The 22,300-nt window shown below is 63.4% G+C and carries 24 protein-coding genes; 4 read left to right on the forward strand and 20 right to left on the reverse strand.

Annotated elements, in window-relative coordinates; translation table 11 throughout:
* Positions 1–138: 138 nt before the first annotated feature.
* From VNH11_33800 to VNH11_33810, 3 genes are all read right to left on the reverse strand, one after another.
* Positions 139–867: a hypothetical protein gene (locus VNH11_33800; protein HVA51365.1), complete on the reverse strand. Its 729-nt coding sequence runs from the start codon at positions 865–867 to the stop codon at positions 139–141.
* Between the two features lie 149 nt (positions 868–1,016).
* Positions 1,017–1,709: a hypothetical protein gene (locus tag VNH11_33805; protein ID HVA51366.1), complete on the reverse strand. Its 693-nt coding sequence runs from the start codon at positions 1,707–1,709 to the stop codon at positions 1,017–1,019.
* Between the two features lie 169 nt (positions 1,710–1,878).
* Complete coding sequence (locus VNH11_33810) at positions 1,879–2,493, reverse strand: hypothetical protein (GenBank protein ID HVA51367.1); 615 nt, start codon at positions 2,491–2,493, stop codon at positions 1,879–1,881.
* A gap of 851 nt (positions 2,494–3,344) precedes the next feature.
* Between VNH11_33810 and VNH11_33815 the strand changes: the two genes are divergently transcribed.
* Both VNH11_33815 and VNH11_33820 read left to right on the forward strand, forming a co-directional pair.
* Positions 3,345–4,085 (forward strand): hypothetical protein, encoded by a 741-nt coding sequence (locus VNH11_33815; GenBank protein ID HVA51368.1) that lies wholly within the window; start codon positions 3,345–3,347, stop codon positions 4,083–4,085.
* A gap of 549 nt (positions 4,086–4,634) precedes the next feature.
* Positions 4,635–5,117 (forward strand): hypothetical protein, encoded by a 483-nt coding sequence (locus tag VNH11_33820; protein HVA51369.1) that lies wholly within the window; start codon positions 4,635–4,637, stop codon positions 5,115–5,117.
* 706 nt (positions 5,118–5,823) lie between these two features.
* Here the strand turns inward: VNH11_33820 and VNH11_33825 are convergent.
* From VNH11_33825 to VNH11_33860, 8 genes are all read right to left on the reverse strand, one after another.
* Complete coding sequence (locus VNH11_33825) at positions 5,824–6,477, reverse strand: hypothetical protein (GenBank protein HVA51370.1); 654 nt, start codon at positions 6,475–6,477, stop codon at positions 5,824–5,826.
* Positions 6,478–6,699: 222 nt separating this feature from the next.
* The gene (locus VNH11_33830; GenBank protein ID HVA51371.1) at positions 6,700–7,467 is read right to left on the reverse strand and encodes a site-specific DNA-methyltransferase; all 768 of its coding nucleotides are present in this window, start codon (positions 7,465–7,467) and stop codon (positions 6,700–6,702) included.
* Positions 7,468–7,521: 54 nt separating this feature from the next.
* Positions 7,522–7,749 carry a hypothetical protein gene (locus tag VNH11_33835; protein HVA51372.1) on the reverse strand — a complete coding sequence of 76 codons (228 nt, stop codon included), beginning with the start codon at positions 7,747–7,749 and terminating at the stop codon, positions 7,522–7,524.
* A 134-nt stretch (positions 7,750–7,883) separates the two neighbouring features.
* On the reverse strand, positions 7,884–8,381 hold the full coding sequence (locus VNH11_33840) for a GNAT family N-acetyltransferase (GenBank protein HVA51373.1): 498 nt from the start codon (positions 8,379–8,381) through the stop codon (positions 7,884–7,886).
* Positions 8,382–8,468: 87 nt separating this feature from the next.
* Positions 8,469–10,205 carry a D-glycero-beta-D-manno-heptose 1-phosphate adenylyltransferase gene (gene rfaE2, locus VNH11_33845; GenBank protein ID HVA51374.1) on the reverse strand — a complete coding sequence of 579 codons (1,737 nt, stop codon included), beginning with the start codon at positions 10,203–10,205 and terminating at the stop codon, positions 8,469–8,471.
* Positions 10,206–10,356: 151 nt separating this feature from the next.
* The gene (locus VNH11_33850) at positions 10,357–10,572 is read right to left on the reverse strand and encodes a hypothetical protein (protein ID HVA51375.1); all 216 of its coding nucleotides are present in this window, start codon (positions 10,570–10,572) and stop codon (positions 10,357–10,359) included.
* Positions 10,573–11,079: 507 nt separating this feature from the next.
* Positions 11,080–11,880, reverse strand: a complete 801-nt coding sequence (locus VNH11_33855; GenBank protein HVA51376.1) for a hypothetical protein — start codon at positions 11,878–11,880, stop codon at positions 11,080–11,082.
* A 160-nt stretch (positions 11,881–12,040) separates the two neighbouring features.
* Entirely contained in the window at positions 12,041–12,238 is a 198-nt protein-coding gene (locus VNH11_33860; protein HVA51377.1) for a hypothetical protein, read from the reverse strand.
* Between the two features lie 608 nt (positions 12,239–12,846).
* On the opposite strand from VNH11_33860, the gene VNH11_33865 reads away from it, so the two are divergent.
* Positions 12,847–13,176, forward strand: a complete 330-nt coding sequence (locus VNH11_33865; GenBank protein ID HVA51378.1) for a hypothetical protein — start codon at positions 12,847–12,849, stop codon at positions 13,174–13,176.
* Between the two features lie 777 nt (positions 13,177–13,953).
* Here the strand turns inward: VNH11_33865 and VNH11_33870 are convergent.
* The 8 genes from VNH11_33870 to VNH11_33905 form a co-directional block, all read right to left on the reverse strand.
* Positions 13,954–14,328, reverse strand: coding sequence for a hypothetical protein (locus VNH11_33870; GenBank protein ID HVA51379.1), 375 nt, complete (start codon positions 14,326–14,328; stop codon positions 13,954–13,956).
* Between the two features lie 668 nt (positions 14,329–14,996).
* Complete coding sequence (locus tag VNH11_33875; protein HVA51380.1) at positions 14,997–15,497, reverse strand: DUF4347 domain-containing protein; 501 nt, start codon at positions 15,495–15,497, stop codon at positions 14,997–14,999.
* Positions 15,467–16,066 carry a hypothetical protein gene (locus tag VNH11_33880; GenBank protein ID HVA51381.1) on the reverse strand — a complete coding sequence of 200 codons (600 nt, stop codon included), beginning with the start codon at positions 16,064–16,066 and terminating at the stop codon, positions 15,467–15,469. The genes VNH11_33875 and VNH11_33880 overlap by 31 nt, the downstream gene beginning before the upstream one ends.
* A gap of 385 nt (positions 16,067–16,451) precedes the next feature.
* Positions 16,452–16,946 carry a hypothetical protein gene (locus VNH11_33885; GenBank protein ID HVA51382.1) on the reverse strand — a complete coding sequence of 165 codons (495 nt, stop codon included), beginning with the start codon at positions 16,944–16,946 and terminating at the stop codon, positions 16,452–16,454.
* Positions 16,924–17,583 carry a methyltransferase domain-containing protein gene (locus VNH11_33890; protein HVA51383.1) on the reverse strand — a complete coding sequence of 220 codons (660 nt, stop codon included), beginning with the start codon at positions 17,581–17,583 and terminating at the stop codon, positions 16,924–16,926. Before VNH11_33890 ends, VNH11_33885 begins: the two co-directional genes overlap by 23 nt.
* Positions 17,580–18,647 carry a hypothetical protein gene (locus VNH11_33895; GenBank protein ID HVA51384.1) on the reverse strand — a complete coding sequence of 356 codons (1,068 nt, stop codon included), beginning with the start codon at positions 18,645–18,647 and terminating at the stop codon, positions 17,580–17,582. Before VNH11_33895 ends, VNH11_33890 begins: the two co-directional genes overlap by 4 nt.
* A gap of 23 nt (positions 18,648–18,670) precedes the next feature.
* Complete coding sequence (locus VNH11_33900) at positions 18,671–19,705, reverse strand: hypothetical protein (protein HVA51385.1); 1,035 nt, start codon at positions 19,703–19,705, stop codon at positions 18,671–18,673.
* A 191-nt stretch (positions 19,706–19,896) separates the two neighbouring features.
* Positions 19,897–20,898, reverse strand: a complete 1,002-nt coding sequence (locus tag VNH11_33905; GenBank protein HVA51386.1) for a hypothetical protein — start codon at positions 20,896–20,898, stop codon at positions 19,897–19,899.
* Positions 20,899–21,241: 343 nt separating this feature from the next.
* Between VNH11_33905 and VNH11_33910 the strand changes: the two genes are divergently transcribed.
* A complete protein-coding gene (locus tag VNH11_33910; protein HVA51387.1) occupies positions 21,242–21,580 on the forward strand; it encodes a hypothetical protein in 339 nt (112 codons plus the stop codon).
* A gap of 502 nt (positions 21,581–22,082) precedes the next feature.
* Here VNH11_33910 and VNH11_33915 read toward each other — a convergent pair.
* Positions 22,083–22,300: hypothetical protein (locus VNH11_33915; protein ID HVA51388.1), on the reverse strand; the 218-nt coding region annotated here is incomplete at its 5' end.

The raw sequence follows: 22,300 nt of genomic DNA on the forward strand, positions 1-22,300 counted from the left end.
GGCCCACCATGTTCAGGCGTTGGGCGTTAGGCGTTGGGTCAGGCAAGAAACTTTCCTGAAGCCTAACGCCTGACGCCTACCAGATGGTGGGCCGGCGCTCGCAAGCTCGCTGGTCCCACCCTACGACTTGGTTCCTGATTACACGAACGACTTGCCTTTACGCGCCGCGACGATAAAGCCACCGGCCAGCGACAAGACGAAAACGGCGGCGGTGACGGCGAGCGTGTCGTCGCGGCCCACGGGCGTCTCTTCGTTCGGACCGATGATGTCGGGTATCACCGGCTTGTCGTCGGGCACGTCGTCCGGGTCCGGCTGCGGTTCGGGTTTGGGAGTGGGTTTGGGCTTCGGCCGCGGACAGTGCGGACAGTGTGCCCGAATGCAGTCGATGATGCCCCGCACCAACGGCCAAGGCGCCGGCGGCAGTTGCTCGCCGCTGGCCTTAAAGACGACCGTGCCCGACGGGTCTTGCAGCACCACCACCGGGAGGCCACCGGCCGTCAAGTTCGCATAGCGGCTGTAAATCGAGCTGGCGGGCGTGTAGTGGTTGAAGTGCGTCTGCTTTTTCAGCCGCTGCAACTGCGGATCGGTGTCGAACCAGTCGAGAATCTGCCGTTCCCGCCGCGAGGGCTTTTCGTGAGTGAAGACGCTCGTGTACCAGGCGTCGGCGTCTTCGGGCAAGTCGATGACGCGATCGCCCAGTTCGGCGACGCTGGCCGCGTAGGCCGCTTGAGCGGCGGCGTAGTCGGTGCGTGCCTTGACGGCGGCGATCTGGGCCGTCAAATGGGTTTCGTGTTGGCGTGCCGCGTGCGCCGTCATCGCGCACCACGCCACGGCCGCGCACAGGGCGCTGGGCAGTAGGGCTTTCATTAGGGACTCCTTGGTGGAAATGGGGGTTGGATTAGTGGTTAGTGGGTAGTGGGTAGTGGGTAGTGGGTAGTGGGTAGTGGGAAGCAACAAGGCAGCGTCGCGAAGCGACTCCATCAACTAATCACTAACCACTATCCACTAACCACTTTTCAACGTCGGGCCAGTGGGGCGGCGGGAGAATACACGACGGCCGTGGCCCAGCCGCCGTAACCGCGCCAGCGACGAAGGAACTCGTCGCGCGGAATGGTGAGGTACCCGCCGATGCGGTTGTTGTCGAGCAGCGTGGCGTGGTTGGCGGTCAGATCGACGAGGTTCACGAAGTGCATCGGGTAATAGGTGATGCCGCAGCCGCGCCGCGTGCGAATGGCCCACTCGAGGAACGCCGCGTCGCCCGACGTGGTCGAGGCATAACGAACACCGAGCCGGTCGAGATGCACGTGCAGGCTGCCGGCGCTTTGCCCGCCGACACAGGAATTTCGCAGCCCCGCGGCCAGATCGTCGCGTCCCTGCCAGCGCAAGAGCGAGATGGTCGAGGCGCAGACGCACGAACCGCCGGCGTAGTTTTGGCAGCGGGCTGGTGGAGGAAGATCCACGACCGGGGCGGGGGAATTGCAAATTGCAAATTGCGAATTGCAAATCTCAAATTGGCCCTGAGTGCGCCGCGCATTGCGATCAGGACATTTGCCATCGGTGTACGCCGGCCGCCGATGGAGGTCGATGTTGACCTTCACGTCCACGCGTCGGCGGTGTTCATTTTTCGGCTGGTCGTCGCAGACGGTGCAGCCGCAGCAGGTCAAAAAGAAGGCCATGAGCGCTATAGAGAGCGCGATGTGAATGGCCATAAGGAGGGCGAGGCCTCGGGAAGGGGTTTGGTTGGTTAAATTGTGTCGCATGGAAGAATCTCCGTTTTCGGTTTCGGGTCTTAGGTCTTGGGTCTTGGGTCTTCGGCAAAGTCCTAAGACCTAAGACCCAAGACCTCTTCACTAACCACTAATCACTAGCCACTAACCACTATCTGATTCTGACGCTCTCACTCCCGCCGGCTCCGACCCACTGATACGTGCCCCACCATTGAAGGTCGCGGACCATTCGGGCGGGCGAATAGGCGGCCGGGTTGAGATCGTGGTCGACGACGTCGATGGCCTTGAGGGCCGACATGGCGTAGCGGCTGCAAAACAGGCTGTCGAGGCGGGGGCGAATCCAGCGGGCCAGCCGCAACAGCCGCAGGCCGCTGATCGCCGCGCCTTCGTAGTCGTAACCTTCGCCCAGTTTGCCGACGAGAAACGCCGTCAGCTCGCGGCTCTGTTCGACGCCCAGCCGCCGGTCTTGCGCCAGCCGCATCCGCCACACGCGGCCCTGATAGCCGGCGATGCGCAGCCGCGGATCGTGCGCCTGCGGCCCGCGCACTTTGGCGCGTTGGATGTCGCAGGCCAGGTCGCACAGCGTGGTGCTCTCGAACAAGAGCACGCGGTCGCGATAGTTGGCGCAGAGGCCGACGTGGCTGAACCATTGGCCCAGCAGCAGTTGGGCCGGCGAGCACGTGGCCAGCGCGATGCCCCGGCTTTCGCAGTTGTTGCCCGCGAAGAGTACAAGGTCGCCGGGCTGGAAGGTGAGTCGTGGGAGCATGAGAGGGTTCGGGGTTCAGGAGTCGTAGGGTGGGACCAGCGAGCTTGCGAGCGCCGGCCCACCAGAGGGTTCAGGGTTCAGGGTTCAGGGTTCAGGGTTCAGGGTTCAGGGTTCGGGGTTCAGGGTTCAGGCGCAAGCGGTCCCCTCTCCCACCAGGACCGGGCTACGGTGAGGGCCGTGATTGGCCAAGCGGCCATTCTTCCCGCAGCGTAAATTTGGATTGGCTTGGCTTGTTTTTGTTTGCCACCGGCTTTCGCCGGTGGATGGCGTGCCTCTCTCAAACCTCCTGAGCCGGCTTCAGCCGGGCTTCTCGATGACTGCCTCGAAAGCGAGTCGGGCGCACTGCCGCAGTAGGAAGCCCGGCTGAAGCCGGCTGGTACAGAGGGGTTTGAGTGTTGGCGAACCACCAGTTGAAGCTGGTGGCAGAGGGGCGTAAGCAGCGCTGCGCCGGTCATGGCCTCAACTTCCCGCACTTTAGGTCGCAGTTGGCTTGGCGTGTGTTTTGTTTGCCACCAGTTTCAACTGGTGGTTCGCGTTGCCGTTCATCGGCTTCCTGAGCCGGCTTCAGCCGGGCTTCTCGATGACTGCCTCGAAAGCGAGTCGGGCGAAGAGCCGCAGTGGGAAGCCCGGCTGAAGCCGGCTGGTACAGAGGGGTTTGAGTGTTGGCGAACCACCAGCTCAAGCGGGTGACAGAGGGGCGTGAGCAGTGCAGCGGCGGTCATGGCGTCACTTCCCGCACTTTAGATCGCCGCTGGCTTGTATCGCGCCGGTTGCGGATCGTGCGATGGCCAGGTAGACTGGCCATGACCTGAGCTTTCAACATGCTGCGTTCCGCGCGCTTCGCCAAAACCGTGCTCGCGCTGGCGGTGATTTTTTCCTTCGCCGGCACGTTGGGGTTCGCCGTCACTCCGCCCGCCGGACCATGGTGGTGGACGAGCGCGTTTGTACACGGCCAGCTTGGCCTGCTGAGCATTTGGGCGGCGCTCGGCGCTGCGCCGTGGTGGGCGCGCTGGCCCTGTTGGTTTGCCGGTGTGGAACTAGCCGGGCTGCACATCCACCCGGATGCCTGGTCGCAGCATCTGCGCTGGCTCGAAATGCCGCACGCGCTGTTCACGTTCGTGCTGCTCTCTCTGCTACGCGAGTTTGCGACGTGGAAGGGGAAAGTGCGGCCGATACGACAATTCACGCTGCGCCGCCTGTTCGCGCTGACGGCGATGACCGCGCTCGCCCTCTGGGCCTGGAACCACCGCGCTCAGTTGCTGCCGCGCAGAGGTTGGCCTGAAACAACCGTCGACGTGGGCGGCTGTCTCTCTCTCACAGCGATCGACCTGATCGCCGTATGGATGATGCGGCGCCCGCTAGCCCGCTGGTGGTCGCTCGCGCTGATCGTTGCCGTGATACTCGTACAGTCCGTCCTCTGGCATTTTTACGATCCATCCATTTACCTTAGCTGGCGCGGTATCGTGCCGTCGCCTTGGAGTTACCATCTGTGCCGTATTGCTGCGTACGATGCGTCTTACCTGGCGCCGATCTTCGGCGTGTTGGCCGGTTATCGCTGGACGGCTGCGGCAACCAGCACCGAAGGTGCGTGATTCGATAGCCCAGGGTGCAGCGCAGCGGAACCCTGGGTTAGCGAGCGCCCGAACTCGTCAGCCCTAATTGGCCGTCACTCCCCGCAGCATAGAACGCCGCTGGCTTGGCTCGTCTCGATTCGCGCGCTGTCGCGTCGCGTGGACTGGCGATATAGTGAACGGTGTCACCGTGCTCTTCACGCCAAGCAATCGCCGATGCGACCAAGGCTGCCACTATCGTCGCGGCACGCTCGACGCGTGCTCATGTTCGCTGCGCTGTTCTGCGCGCTGACCATTCTCGTGCATTCGGTCTCACCACCGCTTGGCCGGTGGTGGCCGGTATCACGCGCTGATGTAAATGGCCTGGTACGCAGCCAACTCGTCTTGCTAGCGGTCTGGTCGGCGCTGGGCACGGCGCGGTGGTTCCTACGTTGGACGGCTGCGGGGCTGGCGTTCTGGCTTACTGCGCGGCCACTCGCAATCGTCAGCGCTCGATTGGATTCGTGGAAGTTGGATCTCGCCTGGGAAATCCTTCCCCATGCACTGCTTACCTTCACAGTCCTGTGCTTCGTGCGCCAGTTCGGGATGCGAGTGTGTGAGATCGAAGCGCAGCCGCTAGGCGCGGCGGGACAGTTCGGCTTAAAGAAACTGTTCACCTGGATGGCTGGCGCCGCCCTGATATCGTTGGCCTGGAGGTACTTCTTAGACCAGACGCACGGCGTCTCCTGGCCCCGCACATTTGGCACGAGAGAGATTTTGATTGAAGGTGCCAGCCGCAGTGTGTCGTTGACGCTGATCGAGCTGGCCGCGGTTTGGACCTTACTCCGCTGCCCGCGCCTACACTGGCGGCACGCCTGGACACTCGCCGTCATCGTGCTGGTGCAAACGCCGATTTGGCGCCAGGCCGACTGGTTGGTTCTCGGGCGGAACCAGTCTTGGTTGAACGACTTGCTATTCGTTTGCGTTTACGACGCCTTTTACCTTGCGCCGCTGGTCACCGTATTGCTCGTTGCCCGATTTGCCGGTTACCGGCTACGAGGCACCACCGGCTAAAGCCGGTTGCAGAGGCACACGGGTCCCTTCTCCTTCCGGCGAAGGGCCATGTGTGAGGACGGTTGGAGGTGCCGCTCTGCAGTGGGCGAACAAACTGTGACGTGATGGCGGCACCGACGAGCGTTTTGGCGGATCCGATCTCCGAGTTATCGGTCAGAACAACGATGGGACGAACCTTCGGATTCCCGCCCTGGCGATCGGTGACGGATGCGCGAACGATTCTCCCTTGCGTGAGATGTGCCACACTGGCGCGCTAGAAAGTGCCTTCCTCATCGCCCTCGAACCATTCGGCAGGGGGTCGGTGCTTCGCCGCCAATTGCTTTAGCTCCGCATTGGTCAACGGCCCGACTTGGGCGACATTCTCTCCGTCGCCGCGGCCGTCTTCCTCTTCGGGCGGCGCCGTTTCATACTCGAGAGATGAAGCCGGTTGTCGGTCCCGCGGTGGTGAGTGAAAATCCATTGGCTCTCTTGGAATTGTTCGACTTGCTCACTCTATTGTAGATCGACTGATGCCTCAGGATAGTGAACATTAAGGCAATCGGTGACCCGCGGCGGCATCCCATCGTGCAGCATGCTTTCGCAATCGGGATGTGTCAAGCCCGAATGCACATCCTTTGATGCCAAGTGCTTGAGTCAGGACGTGGCATCGCTATACTGAACAGAGGCATTCGGGCAAGAGATTTATTCCCGTGAACCGTTCCTGTCCTCACTGGACGGCCTGAGAAGGCCATCCTCCGAAGACCATATCCTCGCCGGTCGGGCGCGTTGCGGCAGACGGCTGCGGCACACGGAGTGTGCCTGCTACTTTGCGCATCGCCCGCTTCACGGCCCAGACCGGCGTGTGACTGCGATAGCCGAAACGGCGGGCGATTTCGCGCTCGGCGACGTTCTTCGACAGCAAATACTCGATCTGCCGGCGGCGACGCTCGCTGCGACGCTTGAAGCGGCGGCGGCGGCGACGCTCCAGCCAGCGGGCCAAGGGCGCGCGACGCGGCGGACGCTCGCCAGGTTGCGGATCGCGGAGGCGAAGGCCGCACGCCCGCAACACGTCGTGGACCTTCTTCACCATTCGCGGCCTGCCGAGGTGCGTCACCGAGCGGAGCTGCGCCTCGCTCCATTGGGCAAGATCGCCCGCGTAGACCACGCCGTGCTGCTCGAATACCCGGCAGGCGAACAGCGAAAAACCGAGATCGACCAGGCTGCGAAGCTCGCCCGGACACTCGTCCGGCGGCATCGTCCAACCTTCGCCCTTGTCGCGGGTCTTGATCTCGTGACGCAGCACCGCGGCCACGTCGTATTCGCCACGGGTACGATGCACCAACATGCGGCCGATCAGAATGTCACGGGGAGTGGGGATCATCGGAGGGCCTCTCGATTTTGGATTTTCGATTTTGGAATTTGGATTGATGGTCTTGGGTCTTTGCACCGCCAGCAGGGAAGTGGTTCGTGGATCGTGGTTAGTGATTAGTTGATGGAGTCGCTTCGCGACGCTCTTTCTCTTGTTTCCACTACCCACTAACCACTACCCACTAACCACTAACCACTACCCACTAACCACTAACCACTAACCACTAACCACTCGTCACGCGGCGGCCACGTACGGCTGGCCCAGCGCGGTCATCAACAGCTTGCGGGCGGACGCGAAATAGGCCGGCGAGCGGTCGCAGCCGATGAAGCGGCGGCCGAGCGCGAGACAGGCCAGCCCGGTCGTGCCGCGGCCCATGAAGGGATCGAGCACCACGCCGTCCGGCGGACAACTCGCCGCGATCAAGCGTTGCGGAATTTCCACCGGCCACGAACAGGGATGCTCGTCGCAGCCGCGGGCAGGCGGAATCTGCCACACGGATAGCAGCGTGTTCTCTCGGTCGCTCCACCAGTGCGGCCGGCCGAAGCCGAAGATGTATTCGTGACTCGGCGCGTGCTTCCGGCAATTCAGGGCCATGCTGCCGCGGCGGTCCCAGATGATCTCGCTCCACACGTCGAACGGCAGATAGCGCAGCGGATGAATGCCCCGACCGTCGCGGAACCGCAGCTTGTGATTGACCCAGGCCAGTCCCCGGCTGACGCGCAGCATCTCGGCCACCATCCACGCCAGCCACCTCTGATAGTGCTCTTCGGGCAACCGATCGGCATACCCTTCCTGCGAGACCTTGGCCAGCCAGCCGTCGTCGCCGCGGCGCTTGCGGCGGCGGAAGCCGTAGGCCCGTGTGTCGCGCGGCAGCGTGTTGTAAGGCGGACTGCTGACGGCGATATCGACGCTCTGCGGCTGAAGCGAGCGCAGCAGGTCGGCGGCATCGCAGCAGTGCAGCTCGAGGCGGCCGTCGGGAGATTGCCAGTCGGGGGTACGCATGGTTGGGCAATTTGCGAATTGCGAATTGCGAATTTCAAATTGCAAATTGACAGGTCACACGTCCACGGCGCTGGCGCCGTGGTACTGCAAGGCGTGCAGGCGCTGCAAATACTCGATGTCGCGATGGAAGCGGAGCACGCCCAGCGGTTCGATGTGCATGACGCGGCAGGCATGGCATAGCCCGACCGGATCGCCGAGCACTTCCCACAACACCGCGCCGCAACAACGGCAGCGCTGGCGGATCCAGGTAATGCCCGCGTCGTCGATGAGGGTGGTGTCCATTTTGGATTTTCGATTTTGGATTTTGGATTGGGGGAAGGGCGGCGTGAGAGATGCGGATTGACGATTACGGAGCGGTTCGACGCCGCGGCCCCCGGGCCCGCGGCAATCCAAAATCCAAAATCGAAAATCCAAAATCACAGATATGCCGCTACGCGATTGGCCGGCATGAAAGGCGCCGCCGCGGCGTGCGGCCGATATTCAAACAAATAGGCGTCGTCGCCCGTGCCGGGCAGGTAGCGGCGAAGAATGGTCACGGCGCGAAAGCCTTGCGAACGACAAAAGAGCTGAGCCGGCAAATTGCGCTCGCCCACAATCGTCACCAGCCGCTGCTGTTGGCGGAGCCGGCCGGCCACCGCTTGCACCAAGAGTGACGCCACGCCGCGTCGCCGGGCAGGCGGCCCGACGCACAGGTTGAGCACCTGCACGCGCCCGCCTTCCCGCTCGCCGATCAAATAGCCGCAGACGTCGCCGTGGCACTCGGCCGCCAGCCCGAAGGCGCGGTCGGGCGCCAGAGCGGCGGCGAAATCGGCCTCGCCCCAGGGCGAGGCGAAGCATGCCCGTTCGATGGTCAGCATCGCGGGCACGTCGCGCCGCCGCAGGAGGCGCAGATGGAAGCAGAGGGAGTTGGCCACGGAGGGACAGAGAAGAAAAGCACGAGACCGGTGAGGAGTATGCACCGGTCTTCGGTTGTGGGTCTTAGGACTTGGGACTTAGTCAGGCTAGGAAATGCACGCGGCCAAATCATTCAGCCGCGAGTCTATGCGCGAACTGGCTTGGCCTTGCCAGCGTTTGACGATTGCGGTTGTCGATAGGTCGGCGAGCAAGGGTACGAGCGCGACCTCGCCGCCGTACGATTGGACGAGATCGGCGCCCGGCACGCCGTCGGGCCGCTCTTCGGCGCCTTTGACCAGCACGTCGGGCCGGAGGTCGGCGATCAGCCGTTCGGGCGTGTCGTCGTCGAAAATCACCACATGATCGACGCAGTCCAGCGCGGCCAACATCGCCGCGCGATCGCGCTGGCCGACGATGGGACGCGAAGGGCCCTTCAGCCGCCGCACGCTGGCGTCGCTGTTGACCCCCACGATCAGCACGTCGCCCAGCGCCTTGGCCGCCGAGAGGCAGTGCAGGTGTCCGGGGTGCAAGAGATCGAAACAGCCGTTGGTGAACACAATTTTGCGGCCGGCCGCGCGGTAAAGGGAGATTGCGAATTGCAAATTGCGAACTGCAAATTGGCGATTCGAAGCGGGGGCGACGCTAGCGGGCGATTCGGCAGGCAATTTCAAATTTGCAATTCGCAATTTGCAATTCGCAATTTCTCCCTCGGCACCGGGTCCGTTCCCTTCAGACAACTCACTCGGCCTCTGCGGAACGCCGCAGAGGGCGTTCCCTACAGAGGCCCGGATCTCCCGCCAGCTCAGTCGCGCGACGCCAAGGCGCTCGACCTGCAACGCCGCGGCGGCGTTGGCCAACTCGCAGGCGGCGGCCAAGGGGCGGTCTTCGGCCAACGATCGGCCAAGGACCGCGAGCACCGTGTCGCCCGCGCCGGTGACGTCGCATATCTCCCGCTGGCGGCCACAAATATGCTTCTCCTCACCGTCGGCGGTGACCAGCACCATGCCGTCGGCGTCGAGAGTAATCACGGCGGCGCCGAAGCCCCAGCGCGCACAAAGGTCTTTGCCGGCCGCAAACGCTTCGGCCACGCAGCGGATTTCGCGTCCCGTGGCCTCGCTGGCTTCGCGGCGGTTGGGCTTGATCAGCGTGGCCCAGCGATAGAGAGCGTAATCGCCGCCGCGGCGGGGATCGACCAGCACCGGCACGCGGACTCGCCGGGCCGCCCGAATCACCGCCGATAACAGCCGAGGGGTGCAAACACCTTTGCCGTAATCCGAAATCAGCACCGCCCGGACGTAGCGGAGTGTCTCCAGGGCCGCCGCGCGGAGCTGATCTTCGACCTCTCGCGGCAAGGGCCGACGCGATTCGCGGTCGACGCGCAGCATCGCTTGCCCATGTTTGCCGGCGGCTGCGCCGATCAGGCGTTCTTTGACCGTGGTGGGGCGGTCCGAGGCAGGCAACAGGGCACCTCGCGTGTAGGGTGGGACCAGCGAGCTTGCGAGCGCCGGCCCACCATGAAAGCGGTCTCCACCGGTGGGCCGGCGCTCGCAAGCTCGCTGGTCCCACCCTACTTCGTTCCCGGTGCCCTGTTTCCTGTGCCCTAGCTCCGCGACCAGGCGCGTCACGGCGCGTCCGGCGGGGTCGTCGCCGACAACGCCGGCGAGCACGGGCTGGGCGTCGAGTCCCGCCAGCAGCGCGGCCACCGCGCCCGCGCCGCCCAAGCGGGCGTCTTCGCGTTCGACGTCGAGCACCAGCACGGGCGCCTCCGGGCTGACGCGCTCGGCGCGGCCCCAGGTGTAGCGGTCGAGCATCACATCGCCGACGATCAGGATTTGCGGGTTCATAGGGTTGCCTTTCATCTTGCGAACGGGAGGATGGCCTTCCCAGGCCGTCCAGTTCGTTTCTGGACGGCCTAGGAAGGCCATCCTCGAACGAGGAGTGCGGTCGGCGAAGCCGGGAGTTGAACTCCGCCGGCCGCGTAACGCGGGCATTCGATCACTCGTCGGCGACGACGGCCAGTTGGCCGCGGACGACGGGCCGGACGATGGCCCACAGGCCGAGCGGGTCCGCCAGCTCGCGCTCGTTGAAGGCGTCGGCGAACAGCTTGGCCGAATTCGCGTCGAGACTCGCGAAGGGCGAACGATGCAAGGTGGCCGTGCCCGACTGGCCTTCGTTTTCTTGAACGAGCAGAACGTGGTAAATCGTGGACATGAGAAACTCCTTGAAGAAAAAGCGAAACAGGAACAAGATCCGTTGTCTGTGGCCCGTGGTCCTTGGTCCGTGGCGGCGCGGGAACGCCGCGCGCGGGCTTTGGGCGACGGAGCACAAACGCGCCCTCGCGTGCGCAGTCACGCGCCGCGCTGCGTGAGGGACTTTTTCAGAAACGACCGAACAGAGTTGGTCTGGGCGTCACTCGACGGCGTTACGCGACCGGCAGGCGCCTGCCTGACTTGGTGGAAAACCGCGTTCGAAGCGCGGCCTCTTGTGGCGACCGCGCTTCGATGGGCCGGGCGCGTTTGCACCCGCCGCCTGTCAGTGTACATGCGCCCGCATGGCTGTCAAGCACTTTGCGACCACAAAATGTTGGGGGTTGATGGACAGCAGGCCACAAGATGTTGTGGTCAGACGACGGGGCCGGCAAAACAACGCAAGCGGGACGCTTACGCTACGGCCGCGGCGATGCCGCCCGCTTGCCGGGCGGAGGTTCACGTTCGCGGTCTACAGAGCGGCCTGTCGGAAATCACGCATCCGGCCGCAGTCCGCCGCTTTCGCATCGTCGAGCCGCCGCGCGGAGGCGATGTACCATTTGCCGTCGCCAACCCGGAGAAGCGCATCGGGAATAAGTTTTCCGTCACCGCTCACGAAGCCTGTATGGAGCAACTCGTCGTACACAAAGAACGGGCCTTCCAGCGTCAGCCAATACGTGGTGATGGCTTCCGTCGAGATGATCGGACTTCTTGCGCCATGAGAGCGGAGCGTCGAAAGCGCGATCGTAAGCTGGTTTCCGCCTTGCTGCCTGGGGAAAGGAAAACGCATGAACTGGGCGACGCCACGCCCCAGGATGTCCGTGGGCCTGCCCTGCTCGCGCCACGCCATGCCGATAAGGGCTGGCCCGGTGTCTGGCACATTATCGGGCATGAGCCGAAGCTTCCAGCGCTCTTTGACTTTCGCCAGCCGCTGCTTCGACTCATCGACGAACAGTCTTGCGGCGGCGTCTGGCTCGCGCAACTCTTCGCGGTGGTCCCACCACCAACTATGCCATCGCGCATGATCCGTCTCCAGCGGCCGTCCCGTGATCTGCGACAGCGCCTTCGCTGCGTGCGCCCCAACCCAATGGCGTGAAGGCCGCCACCCCTCCTGCCATTGCCTCTCCGCGGCGACGTTCGACTGATCCAGCGACCGATAATCGGACAGCAGCTTAATTAACGGTTCAATCGCGTCGCGCGATTGAAGCCGGCCGAGTTCGTCGCTGGCCGATGCCCGCACGGCGGGGTCGTTCTCCGCAAGCTGTTTGATCAAAATGGCCGTTTGATCGGTTGCGGACGGGGCGGCCGCATCCGATTCACATGAGGGCGGCACTGCAGGCGGTGGCTCCGCCTGGCAAACCCTGGTCAGCAACGCCACGGCCAAGGCCGCAGCGCGAACATGATCGCCATTTCTCGCCGGGGCTATCATCACGCTATTGTTCCCGGATTTTCGCGAGGGCTGCTCTGGCGTTGTTCGCCCAACCTTCGGGACCGAGCCAGGCGGGGGCGGGAATCGCAGCCTCGCCGGACGCGATACGTTCCAACACGGGCAAGGCCTTGGCATCCTTCAAACGCGCGAGCGCGTCGAATACTTCGAGCCGCACACGCGGGACCGTCTGCTTGTCTTCCACCGTGCGAAGAAGCGTTTCGAGGGCTGAACCGGACTGTCTCGGTAAGAATGCGGTAATCCAAGCACCAGCCTGGGCATTGTCGCGTGAAACACCGCTTCCAGGTGATCGAATTCCTCGCCCCATGCACGCCGTGCCAAGAGTATCTCAGCCACCCATTGCTCGGTATCGCTGGCGTTTGACTTCTGGGCCGTCAAAAACTCGGCAGAGTCCGCTCTGGACAGGAACGCACCGCGGGCTCGAACGTAATCCGCCCCGTGAGCGGCCGTGAGTTCGTTGAATGATTTCGCTGCATCGCTCATTTCAGCGCCCTCCATTCTTAGAGCCGGTTGCGACGCCATGAGCGCCGTCGTCGCCACGACGCAAACGCCAATACGAATCATCTGGGAACCTCGCTGGACGCTGATTGTGTTGCCATCCGTCCATGCACGGGCACGTAGCACACGCTGGACTGCATCGAATTATACGCGCCGCGCGGCCTCGGCGATATGTTCGGGGGCGCACAAAGGGGACAGATCCAATTTTCATGGAAGCAAGTCTTGTTTTTTGGGCCGGCCGCGGGGACGGAAGGTCGCTTCGAGGCCGAGTTCGGCGGCCGTGGTGCGGGCCCTATGCTCGCCGCCGTACGGCTGCGCGCGCTGTACGCTCAGCCGGATGGCTTTCAACTCCGCCTCGCTCTGCGGCTGATGGACATATTGAAGCGACGAACGCGGCCGTGGCAAGGGCCAGTCGCTCAAAATTCGTCGCTCGTCGGCGGTGCCGTTCAGCCGCCGCCAAAGACTGCTGTAGCGCCACTCTTCCGCGCGGCGGACCGTTGGGGCACGCAGAGGATTGCGATCGACATCCGCTTAAAGGGCCGCGAAGTCGGCGTCTTTGAGGAACAACCGCATGCGGCCCACGCCCCGGTTGAGAACGTGGAACAGCATGCCGCCAGGGGCTAACCGTGCGATTCTTGGCATGCCCCACGTCTAACCCAACCGCTTGGCCTTGTCAGGAATTGGAGTCGCGGTAGGGATGGCCCTTTCGGGCCACCCCCCGCACTGATCCGTACGTGAGGAACTACCTCATACGGCTCTTGCCTTGGGTGTTTGGCGTCAAAGCGCTCTGCTTTCCGCACACCGTGAAGACCGAACGACACGGGTTTCCGGCTCGGTGTCCGGACCGCGGTCTGCTTCACCGTGTTTCCCTTGGCCGGTCTCCTTCCCTCGACAGGCTCCGCCGCCGCCGTCGGGCCGGCTTTGTTCGCCTGCTTCTTCGGTACTATGAGGCCGTCCGACTCCCCGGAAACGTGCATGTTGGGCTTCTGGTCATGGACCTTCCCCAACCGGCCCGCGCCGCCATTCGGCGTGGGCGCTTCCGGGGTCTCCCGGTTTCCGCGAGGTGGGCGTCCATCCATGCTCAGGGTCTCTGACTCCGTGGCGTCGTCGGTCGGCTTGCGATTCATGGTACGCCGCCTCCGTGTGGCCTTCCCCCTGACAGGACAAGGTCGGCACGCGCAAAGTGATGATTTCGGAGCTCAATGGCTGGCCTGGATTTTCCCCTGTCGAACGCTTCGCCCGTCCCCTTACGGGAACCGGCGCATGACTCGGGGCCGAACTGGTTCGCTACTCCTTGTTCGTGCGGCTCTTTCATCCGCTACTCACCTCCGGCTTTCACCGGCGCTTTCCCTGCCCCTTTGTGCGCCTCTAGCTGCCCCTTTTTCCGACCCCGCGAAACGATCACTTTACTGCGGCAGGAGCCTCGTGACGTCTCGTCAATTCTTCAACGAAACGATAGAACTCTGCTTGCACCCGCAGATCGCCGTTGCCTGTCGACCATGCCGCTTCTTCGGCACCAGAGACGCTCAGATGGACCGATTCTCCGTTGGGGAGGTCGAAATAGACTTCCCAGGCCGTCTCCCATGCACCGGCCTGCTTGCCGGCGGCTCGGGCGCGATATCGCGGAAAAAACGACTCGATCTTTGCGACGACCTTCGGATTGACGATGCGCCACGCGGCCCACCGGCCCGCTCCATCTCGGTCGAGGGGCGCGGGCGCGAGGATCAGAACTTGGGTTGCGCCCTTTTCATCTTCGCCCGCTTCGACCGTGCCCATGAACAACACTCCTGATCCGAAACATAACCTTACGAAAACCGCCCGCAAGCTCACCTGAATCATTGCTTAACCCCCTGATAACGGCGTCGCCCCACGGGTCTTTCTCGTCCGGTAGCGCGTTTATAGTATCCTCGCGCGATGAACGGGGCAAGCTTTCCGCAATCGCCGCGGTCCTCCTCCCGTTCGCAAGACCGGGGCGGCTGCGGATCGCATCATGGCGAATCTCCCTGGGGGCGAGAATTAAATAACCTCCCACAATCCAAACGTAAAGCTTCGCCGAACCCGGTACGCAGGTGCCGTACACCAACCCGAAGCGCTAGCGAGGAACGTGAAAAAGGCGACAAAACCTCGCTTGCGCTTCGGGTTAGTGTGAAATGGGAACGGGTTCGGCGAAGCTTTACATCCAAACGCCCGTAAGTCCTTTGGTACCTGTAGTTTGCCGCGTAATTCAGCACGCAATGTAGGAGCTTGCTTAATTCTCGCCACATGGCGCTCAATCCGGATGCTCGGCCCCCTCACGACGAACTGCGACGTGCAAAGGCACGCACGTTTTACGTCGATCTACTTAGTCAGTCTCTGCGGGCTTTATGCTCGGCCTCGTGCCTCATCGAGGAGGCATACTCATCCGGACGAAGTTGCGCGGGCGGCCGCTTTTTTCGCAGGCCCTGTCAGGGCGTTTTCCTGACGGTGTTTCCGTTGTCGCTCGCCGACCACTTCCCGTGCGAATTGCAGTAAACCGAGCCGGTGTAAGCGGTCATTTGCATCGCTCCGCCCGTGGCGAGTTCTTGCAGGAACGCCGGGCCGTCGGCGCCAGATGCGACGTTGCACCCATAAAACGTGCATGACGTGACAGCACGTGTGCAGGCCACCAGGAAGTTCTTCAAGTCATTGGCCGATGGAGGGTCGTTGTAGGCAATGTAGCCGCCGACAACGGTAATATTGCCGTCGCCCATGCTTTGCAATGCCGATCTTCCATGATCGATCACAGCCAGCGAAAACGGTTTGTTGCCATTGGCCTTGTACTTGTTATTGATTGCCGTGATCACGTCATTGACGCTTCCTGCGGCGACGCCAGCAGGGATCGCGGCGCGCGCATCTACCAGAAAGCCATTGTCGGCCGCCGAACTGGAAATGCAGATCAAATCCGCGGAAGGCGCCGCGATGCGCACCGTTTTGCTGTTGACTTCTTACCTTCGCTCGAGGGCGGCCCCTGAAACAGCAGCTCAAAGATCTCGCTGCCGTTGGTGCGCACGGCCTTGATGAGGTACGGACCAGGGCGATTCATCGTGATCGTGACGTCGCCGGTAGTATGTACGACCTGGCCGTCGAAATCGGAGTGCCATTGGTAGGGGTTGGAAGGATCCTGCGTGGGAGAGATCAACACGGCGAGCAGGGTGCCGTACGAGTCCGAATATGGAACGGTGTAGCTGCCTGTCGTGGTGATTTCGGTGTAGTAATCTTCTGGAACGTAGTCCGTAAGGTCATCAATGTCGATCACCTGCACCGGGGCGGTGGCCTGGCATTCGCAAGACCCTTCTTGAACCGTGACCTGAACCGTCACCGCGCCCGGTTGACTTCCGATGAATCCGGTAGTCTGCGAATTGGGCGCGGTAAACGTCCCGTTTCCGACGCTCGGCGGCGTGAGCACAGCCCATGAGTACGTTGCAGGCGGCATGCTGGGAGTGACATTCGCCTGCAGGGTGATCGGGCGCTGGTCTTTCCCGCAGCCGACATACATTCCATCAGGCTCGCTAATCGTGACCGTGCAGCAACCGCTCGAAGAGCTGGGAGACGACGAAGATGAGGAAGTCGAGGACGAGCTGCTCACGCTCGACGAACTGCTGCTCGATGGCGGCGAACTGCTGGAACTCGACCAGGACGAACTCGACGAGCTGCTGGAACTGGGGGACGAGCTCGACGAGCTGCTGGAACTGGAGGACGAGCTTGACGAAGAACGACTCGACGCAGAGCTCGACGACGACGCGCTGCTGAGGCTTGACGAACTACTGTTGGAAGACGGTGATTGGCTATTGGAACTCGGCGACGCCGAGCTGCTGTTGGACGACGAGGGCGCGCTGCTGGGCGTCGAGGAGGCCGCACTGGAAGGTGGCGACGACGTGACGCTACTGGCGGCTGACGAGGGAGCACTGCTGGGGGGCGACGAGGTCGCACTGCTGGGCGCGGACGAGACGGCACTGGAAGGCGCACTGCTGGTAGCCGAGGACGCCACGCTGCTGGGGGCCGACGACGTCGCACTGCTGGGCGCGGACGAGACGGCACTGGAAGGCGCACTGCTGGCAGCCGAGGACGCCACGCTGCTGGGGGCCGACGAGGTCGCACTGCTGGGCGCGGACGACGCGGCGCTGGAAGGCGCACTGCTTGGTGCCGACGATGCGACACTGCTGGGTGCCGACGACGGGGCGCTGCTCACCTGTGAGGACAGCTGGACGGAGGAACCGTACTGGCCGCTGCTCGAGGATGACGGCGAGGAAATGGATGACGGCGATGACATGTTTGGGCTCCTTTATTGGTGTGATTTTTGGATGTGTAAGTGGGTTGTCCGACCGTTGAAACGTGCGGTTGCGGTTGCGATCGTCACGTGCCGACGCATTCGCCATAGACCGCGGTGTAGATGTTCTGGCGGGTGTCCTTGGGACGGCGGATGGCGTCTTCGACGTTGCTGGCTGCGATCAACGGTTTGGCCACCAGCCGCGCCAGCGAGGCGGGCGAGAAATAGTGCAGGTGCTCGCCCGGCTTATAATGACTCCATGCGCGGCAGGCGGGAAAAGCCGGCGGTGCCAGTGGCAGCGAGACGAGCACCAACTGCGCCCGCCGCCACAACGACCGCACCGACGAAAAATCACCGAAATGCTCCAGCGAATCGAAGCAGCTCACGACGTCCCACAGCGATTGGTCGCGGGCCAGGTCGATCTCGCGCACGCCACAGTCGACGCCGTGAACGTCGCAGCCGAAGGCGTCGAAGCCCGCCGCGCTCGCCGCCCGCACGAAGGCGCCGTTGCCATAGCCCACGTCAAGCAGCCGCCCGCGGGACGCGAACCCCTTGAGAAAGCCGACCCGCAGGCAGCTCATTTCGCGGCAGGGATACGCTTCGTAATGCCGGACATAACTCTCGTCGTAGGAGACGGTCGCTTCCGGCGGCCACTGAAAGACGTGCCGGCAGCGAGGGCAGTGCCGCAGGTCGTCGAACGCTTCCACGCCCTGACACGCGCAGACGGGACAGAGGCAGGTGTTCATAGTTCCTCCACAAGAGCAAGAAGTTCGTCGGCCGCCGTGCGATGATCGATGGGTGCCAGGCGCAGCCGCCACCGGGCCAGCACGGCCTCGCGCGCCGCCACCGGCCAGCCGGTCATGAACGACGTGTCGGCCAGGTCGCCCCGCGCCACCAATGCGCGCACGGGCAAGCGCCCGCCGCACTGCGGGTCGAGAAAATGGTAGGGCGCCATGGTCTTCCATAAGGTCAGCATCCGCAGCCTGCCGATGGTCGCGCCGACGAGCATGGGCCCCGACGGCACGGTCACGAACGCGCAGGCCCGCGACAGCAGGTGGTGCATCGAGGCGGCATCGCACGGCAGGAACCCATAAACGCTGCGGACGTTGGCGGCCCGCCCGTCGGCGGCGTGGCCGCCCGGCACGTAGTCGAGGACGACGAACTTGAAGCGGTCGGGCCAACGGCGGTTGACGAGGTCGATCATTTGCAGCGACTCGCGGGAGTCATCGCCAAAGTTCTTGCCACCGTCGGTGTGGCCGTAACGGGCGATGCAGATCAGCTCGCGGCCGTCCAACCAGCGGTCGAGCACTTGGTCGACGTAACTTTTTGAGGCGCGGTCTGGGGCGACGTGGTAGCGGGGCATCTCGACCGCCCCCGGCCCAGTGCCGAAAAGTTCCACGAAATTGCGGCGCCCTTTGACGAACGCGCGTTCGTCGTGATACGGCAGGTGCGGCTCAAAGAGGCCGAAGTGGTAAACCTGCACATCGGGGCAGCCGAGGTCGAGCTTCATCCGCTCGAAATGACGCGCAAAACCTTCGGCCGAGTTGAGTCCCAGGTCGGCGCCGTTCACCGAGCCGCAATAGACTGCTTCCACAAGCTCGCTCTCGTGAAACATCGACGTGTAGGCGTTCACGGCGCTCGTGAAAAACACCCGGCCAAAAATCTCCCTTAGCCGCACAAAGCACGGCGAGAAAAAAACGTTGTCGCCCAGCCCGTGGAGCGAAACGATCATCAACGGCACGTGCGGGCAGTCGAGCATCTGCTTGACGCCGTCGGGCGTGCCGGGAAGGGGAAGAAACCGGGTCGTCATGGCGGGTGTTGGCGGAAAGGTGGTCAGAGAACGAGATACTTGTCGATGGCCCGCACGACGTCGTCGGGCGTAATCAGCCATAAGCAGCGGGGATGGCCGGCGACGGGCTGCCGGCAAAGATCGCGGTCTTTGTGGTCGCCGTCGCCGAGCGGCACGACGCGCGATTTCCAGCAGCCGCCCATGGCGCAGCAGTCGAGCGCGCCGATCGTGTGCAGAAACTGATGGCCGGGATATTGCTCCCAGTGCGGCGGCTCGCGGCCGCCGTTGATGACGACGCAGGGGCGTAGGGCTGTGGTCGCGCTACGCCCCTCACCCCGGCCCTCTCCCGGAGGGAGAGGGAGATCGCCGCCCTCAACCCGGCCCGCCTGCGGAACGCCACGGAGGGCGTTCCCTACAGAGCCGTTCACCGGCACCGCGGCGGCCAGGTGCATGGGATACGACACGCCGGTGAGGACGCCGGCGGAATGATAGACGAGCCGGATCAACTGCCGGTGGTCGGTCTTGCCGCGGAGGTCGATTGCGCCGGAAAGAGGGCGATGGTTGTGCTCCGACGCCCCGATCTGCACAAAGGTGATCCGGCCGCGGAAGTGGTCGATCACCCGCTGGAACGACTCCAGCGGCCACTGCTTGCAGGTGAAGTCGTTCTTGCTGCCCGCGTTCACCAGCCAGAACGCGCCGCGATAGCCGGTCGTCTCCTGCACCTGGTTCATCCAGCCGCGTTCCTCGTCGCTCAAGTAAATGTCGCCACGAAAGTCGTGCGGCCGCAGCGAGGCCAGGCCGAGTTGCCCGGCCAGGTGTTCGCAGTAGCCCTCCAGAAAATGGACCGGCCGCTGGTTCGACTGATTGATGAGCGGGTAGTGCATGTCGATGGTCCGCGCATCGCGGTCGCCGTCGGCGATGGGCGTGAGGTACGGGTTGTGCTCCCAGATGGCCGGCGCGCAACTGCGGACGTCGGTGACGTATTGGCCGGGATATTGGCGGTGCAGCTCGCGGACGGCCGCCGTCATCACGACGACGTCGCCCGGACACTGGCCGCAGCGGAGGATGAGGCGTGGCACGCGAGGGTCAGGGTTCGGGGTTCAGGGTTCAGGGTTCAGGGTGGGACCAGTCCCGGCGCGCCGGGACGAGCGCCGGCCCACCATTCAGAAGGCAGAAGGCAGAAGGATGCCGCCTTCATCCTTCTGCCTTGCTCCCACTACGACGCTTCCCGCATCGTAGGATCGAAGTGGCTTGTGACCTTCGCGCTTGGTCACGGCCCAGTGCGCCGATTGCAATTCATCAGGCACTCCTGGATGGCCCGCAGGGCCACGCTCAAGCAATCGCAGGCACGCTGCGTGTAGTCGTTCGGCCCGCCGCAGGCCGTCGCCACCGCGTCGACGCGCCGCCGCAGCTTTTCCAGGTCGAGGGCGAACCGCTTGCACTCGATCCGCAGCCGCTTGCGCGAGAAGAGTTGCTCGCCCACTTCACGCGACGAGGCGGACGGCGGTTCTTCGGGATCTTCGATCTTGGCCGCCTGCTTCAGCGTGCGGGCGCGGCCCCGCCGTACTTCTTCCAACGCTTGGCGTTGCTTCGGCTTCGGCAAATCGATCACCGTGGCGGCGTCGGAGACGGAAATGGTGCCCTCGCTGATGGCGTCAATCACCTGTTCGTCGCCGCTTTCGAGAACTTTCGAGGCCGTTGCGATCGAACGCGCCGAAACATTCAGCAGCGCCGCGGCCTGTGCATTGACCTTTGCGCACGGTGGGTGCAAATTTGCACCCACCGTTGTTTCTCGGTGTTTTTTATCATCTCGTACCTCAGTGGTGGGGCCTGCGTTGCCCTCGGCAAATTGCGTCGAAGCCTTCCGCTCCGCGGCCTCATCTTCGAACATGCCTTTGGCCCGCGCGCCGATGATCGACCGCTGGCTTTCATTGAGATGCCGGCGGTGCAGGTTGCGGGACAGGACGAAGGCCAGAGGCGAGCCGACGGCGTCCCACTCCTCGAACCGCGGCTCGATGCCGGCCAACTCGCAGGCCCGCAGGCGATTGCGGCCGTCGAGCACTTGCCCCTCGAACAGCACCACCGGCTCGCGCAGCCCGTGGGCCTCGATGTCTTCGACCAACAGCCCCAGTTCGGGGCCGTGCATCATGGGAAACAGCGTGGCCGCGGGGTGAACGCCCAGCGGCCCGACGGTTTTCAACTCGGCCGGCGGGGCGAGGGAAACGATGGGCGTGATCGTCACGGGCACGGGAAATCCTGTGGAAGCAGTCATGGTGGGTCTCCTTTTGCTACGGGTTGGTGAAACAAGGACATTCCGGTTATCGAGCACAATTGGCTTGCAGGGTGGATGAGTCGTAGGGTGGGCCGGCGCTCGCTGGTCCCACCCTACCGTCGCCGGTCTCACGGCTCTTATCACTTATCACTCATCTTTCATCTTTACGTCAGTGTACGCATATTCTATTCCGGTTGCAAGGGGCACTTCAAGAAAATAGCAAGCCATAATTTGCGTATAGGTGTAAAAGCGTTTGACAGATGCGGGTTTTCTGGTAAAAAACTATGGGGGCACGAAGAATCCACGATTCCAGACAGACACGATTCAGAAAAAGGAGAAAGCAATGGCCAAGGTAGACAGTTCGCCGGAAGACGTGGCCGCCATGATGCGGGACGTCGAAGAAATCGTCACGAACCTCCGCGAGACGCGGGAAGAAATGCTGCGGCAAGGGCCGAAAGTCGTGCCGATCGACGTTTCCACGGCGGTCGGCCACATCGCCTGGCTGAAACGCTGGGCCGAGAAGGTGTCGAACGCGCCCAAAGAGGCCCGCCTGCGGCTGGACGCCGACAAACTGCGGGCGGAGATCGCCAAGCGGCTGAAGCAGCAGACCACGGGGGCCGCCAAAAAAGCGGCCGCGGCCCAGAAGGCCGCCGCCGCCGCGCCCGGCCGCGGAAGACGGTAGTGGTTAGTGGTTAGTGGTCAGTGGTCCGGTGGCTGGGGCAGAACTGGGCCGCGTGGATCGCGATCCGCACGAAACGCGGTGCGGCCCAGCGATGCCCCGGTGCGCGCCGGCGCATCCTGGCCGCGGCGCGGATGGGGTGATGTCAGACGCCGTGTGGGCTTGGCTCCGCCGAAGGAGGATGTCGTTTTTGTTCCGCCCGGAGCGGTGCAAGCCAGTTGGCCTACATGATGAGAGAGCGTGGCGGCCAAGCGATGCCCCGGTTGTGCGCACCGGGGCATCGGCTGGCCGCCGAGATGAACGAAGTGCCAGCCTCCACTTGGCCAGGCTCTGCCTGGGCCGGTGAAAACTTGGCCTTTTGGCCAGCTTTGACGATTTATAGTCGCGCTGGATTTGTTCCGTCGGGAAATCCCACGCCACCGGGGCAAGCCCTCGTTGTTCTACACGTCTCGCGCGTCAGCCGCGTAGCGGCGAGATGGTTTAGCCGTGGGCGCGAGCCTTAAGTTTAGCCGACTTTTCTTTGCTTGCATTCGAGGCGGGCTCCAGTGACCAGTAGCTGCAGCGCCGTCCAGCCACGCCACGATACCATCCAGCCGGGACGTTTGTCGCCGCGACGGTTTTGGTGGCCTCCAAGACGCGCCAGTGCAAAGAAGAACTCATGAACCGTCCAGCTCGGCCGTGCTTCGCCATGTCGCCAGGTGCTCAGGACGTGAATATACTCCT

The sequence above is a fragment of the Pirellulales bacterium genome, from assembly GCA_035533075.1.
In the GTDB taxonomy this organism is placed as follows: Bacteria; Planctomycetota; Planctomycetia; order Pirellulales; family JAICIG01; genus DASSFG01.

What these genes read in the sequence shown, in the direction of transcription:
- VNH11_33800 (HVA51365.1), bottom strand. Translation starts at nt 867, where the DNA reads ATGAAAGCCCTACTGCCCAGCGCCCTGTGCGCGGCCGTGGCGTGGTGC.
- VNH11_33805 (HVA51366.1), bottom strand. Translation starts at nt 1,709, where the DNA reads ATGGCCATTCACATCGCGCTCTCTATAGCGCTCATGGCCTTCTTTTTG.
- VNH11_33810 (HVA51367.1), bottom strand. Translation starts at nt 2,493, where the DNA reads ATGCTCCCACGACTCACCTTCCAGCCCGGCGACCTTGTACTCTTCGCG.
- VNH11_33825 (HVA51370.1), bottom strand. Translation starts at nt 6,477, where the DNA reads ATGATCCCCACTCCCCGTGACATTCTGATCGGCCGCATGTTGGTGCAT.
- VNH11_33830 (HVA51371.1), bottom strand. Translation starts at nt 7,467, where the DNA reads ATGCGTACCCCCGACTGGCAATCTCCCGACGGCCGCCTCGAGCTGCAC.
- VNH11_33835 (HVA51372.1), bottom strand. Translation starts at nt 7,749, where the DNA reads ATGGACACCACCCTCATCGACGACGCGGGCATTACCTGGATCCGCCAG.
- rfaE2 (HVA51374.1), bottom strand. Translation starts at nt 10,205, where the DNA reads ATGAACCCGCAAATCCTGATCGTCGGCGATGTGATGCTCGACCGCTAC.
- VNH11_33850 (HVA51375.1), bottom strand. Translation starts at nt 10,572, where the DNA reads ATGTCCACGATTTACCACGTTCTGCTCGTTCAAGAAAACGAAGGCCAG.
- VNH11_33865 (HVA51378.1), top strand. Translation starts at nt 12,847, where the DNA reads ATGCTCGCCGCCGTACGGCTGCGCGCGCTGTACGCTCAGCCGGATGGC.
- VNH11_33870 (HVA51379.1), bottom strand. Translation starts at nt 14,328, where the DNA reads ATGGGCACGGTCGAAGCGGGCGAAGATGAAAAGGGCGCAACCCAAGTT.
- VNH11_33880 (HVA51381.1), bottom strand. Translation starts at nt 16,066, where the DNA reads ATGTATGTCGGCTGCGGGAAAGACCAGCGCCCGATCACCCTGCAGGCG.
- VNH11_33885 (HVA51382.1), bottom strand. Translation starts at nt 16,946, where the DNA reads ATGGCGAATGCGTCGGCACGTGACGATCGCAACCGCAACCGCACGTTT.
- VNH11_33890 (HVA51383.1), bottom strand. Translation starts at nt 17,583, where the DNA reads ATGAACACCTGCCTCTGTCCCGTCTGCGCGTGTCAGGGCGTGGAAGCG.
- VNH11_33895 (HVA51384.1), bottom strand. Translation starts at nt 18,647, where the DNA reads ATGACGACCCGGTTTCTTCCCCTTCCCGGCACGCCCGACGGCGTCAAG.
- VNH11_33905 (HVA51386.1), bottom strand. Translation starts at nt 20,898, where the DNA reads ATGACTGCTTCCACAGGATTTCCCGTGCCCGTGACGATCACGCCCATC.
- VNH11_33910 (HVA51387.1), top strand. Translation starts at nt 21,242, where the DNA reads ATGGCCAAGGTAGACAGTTCGCCGGAAGACGTGGCCGCCATGATGCGG.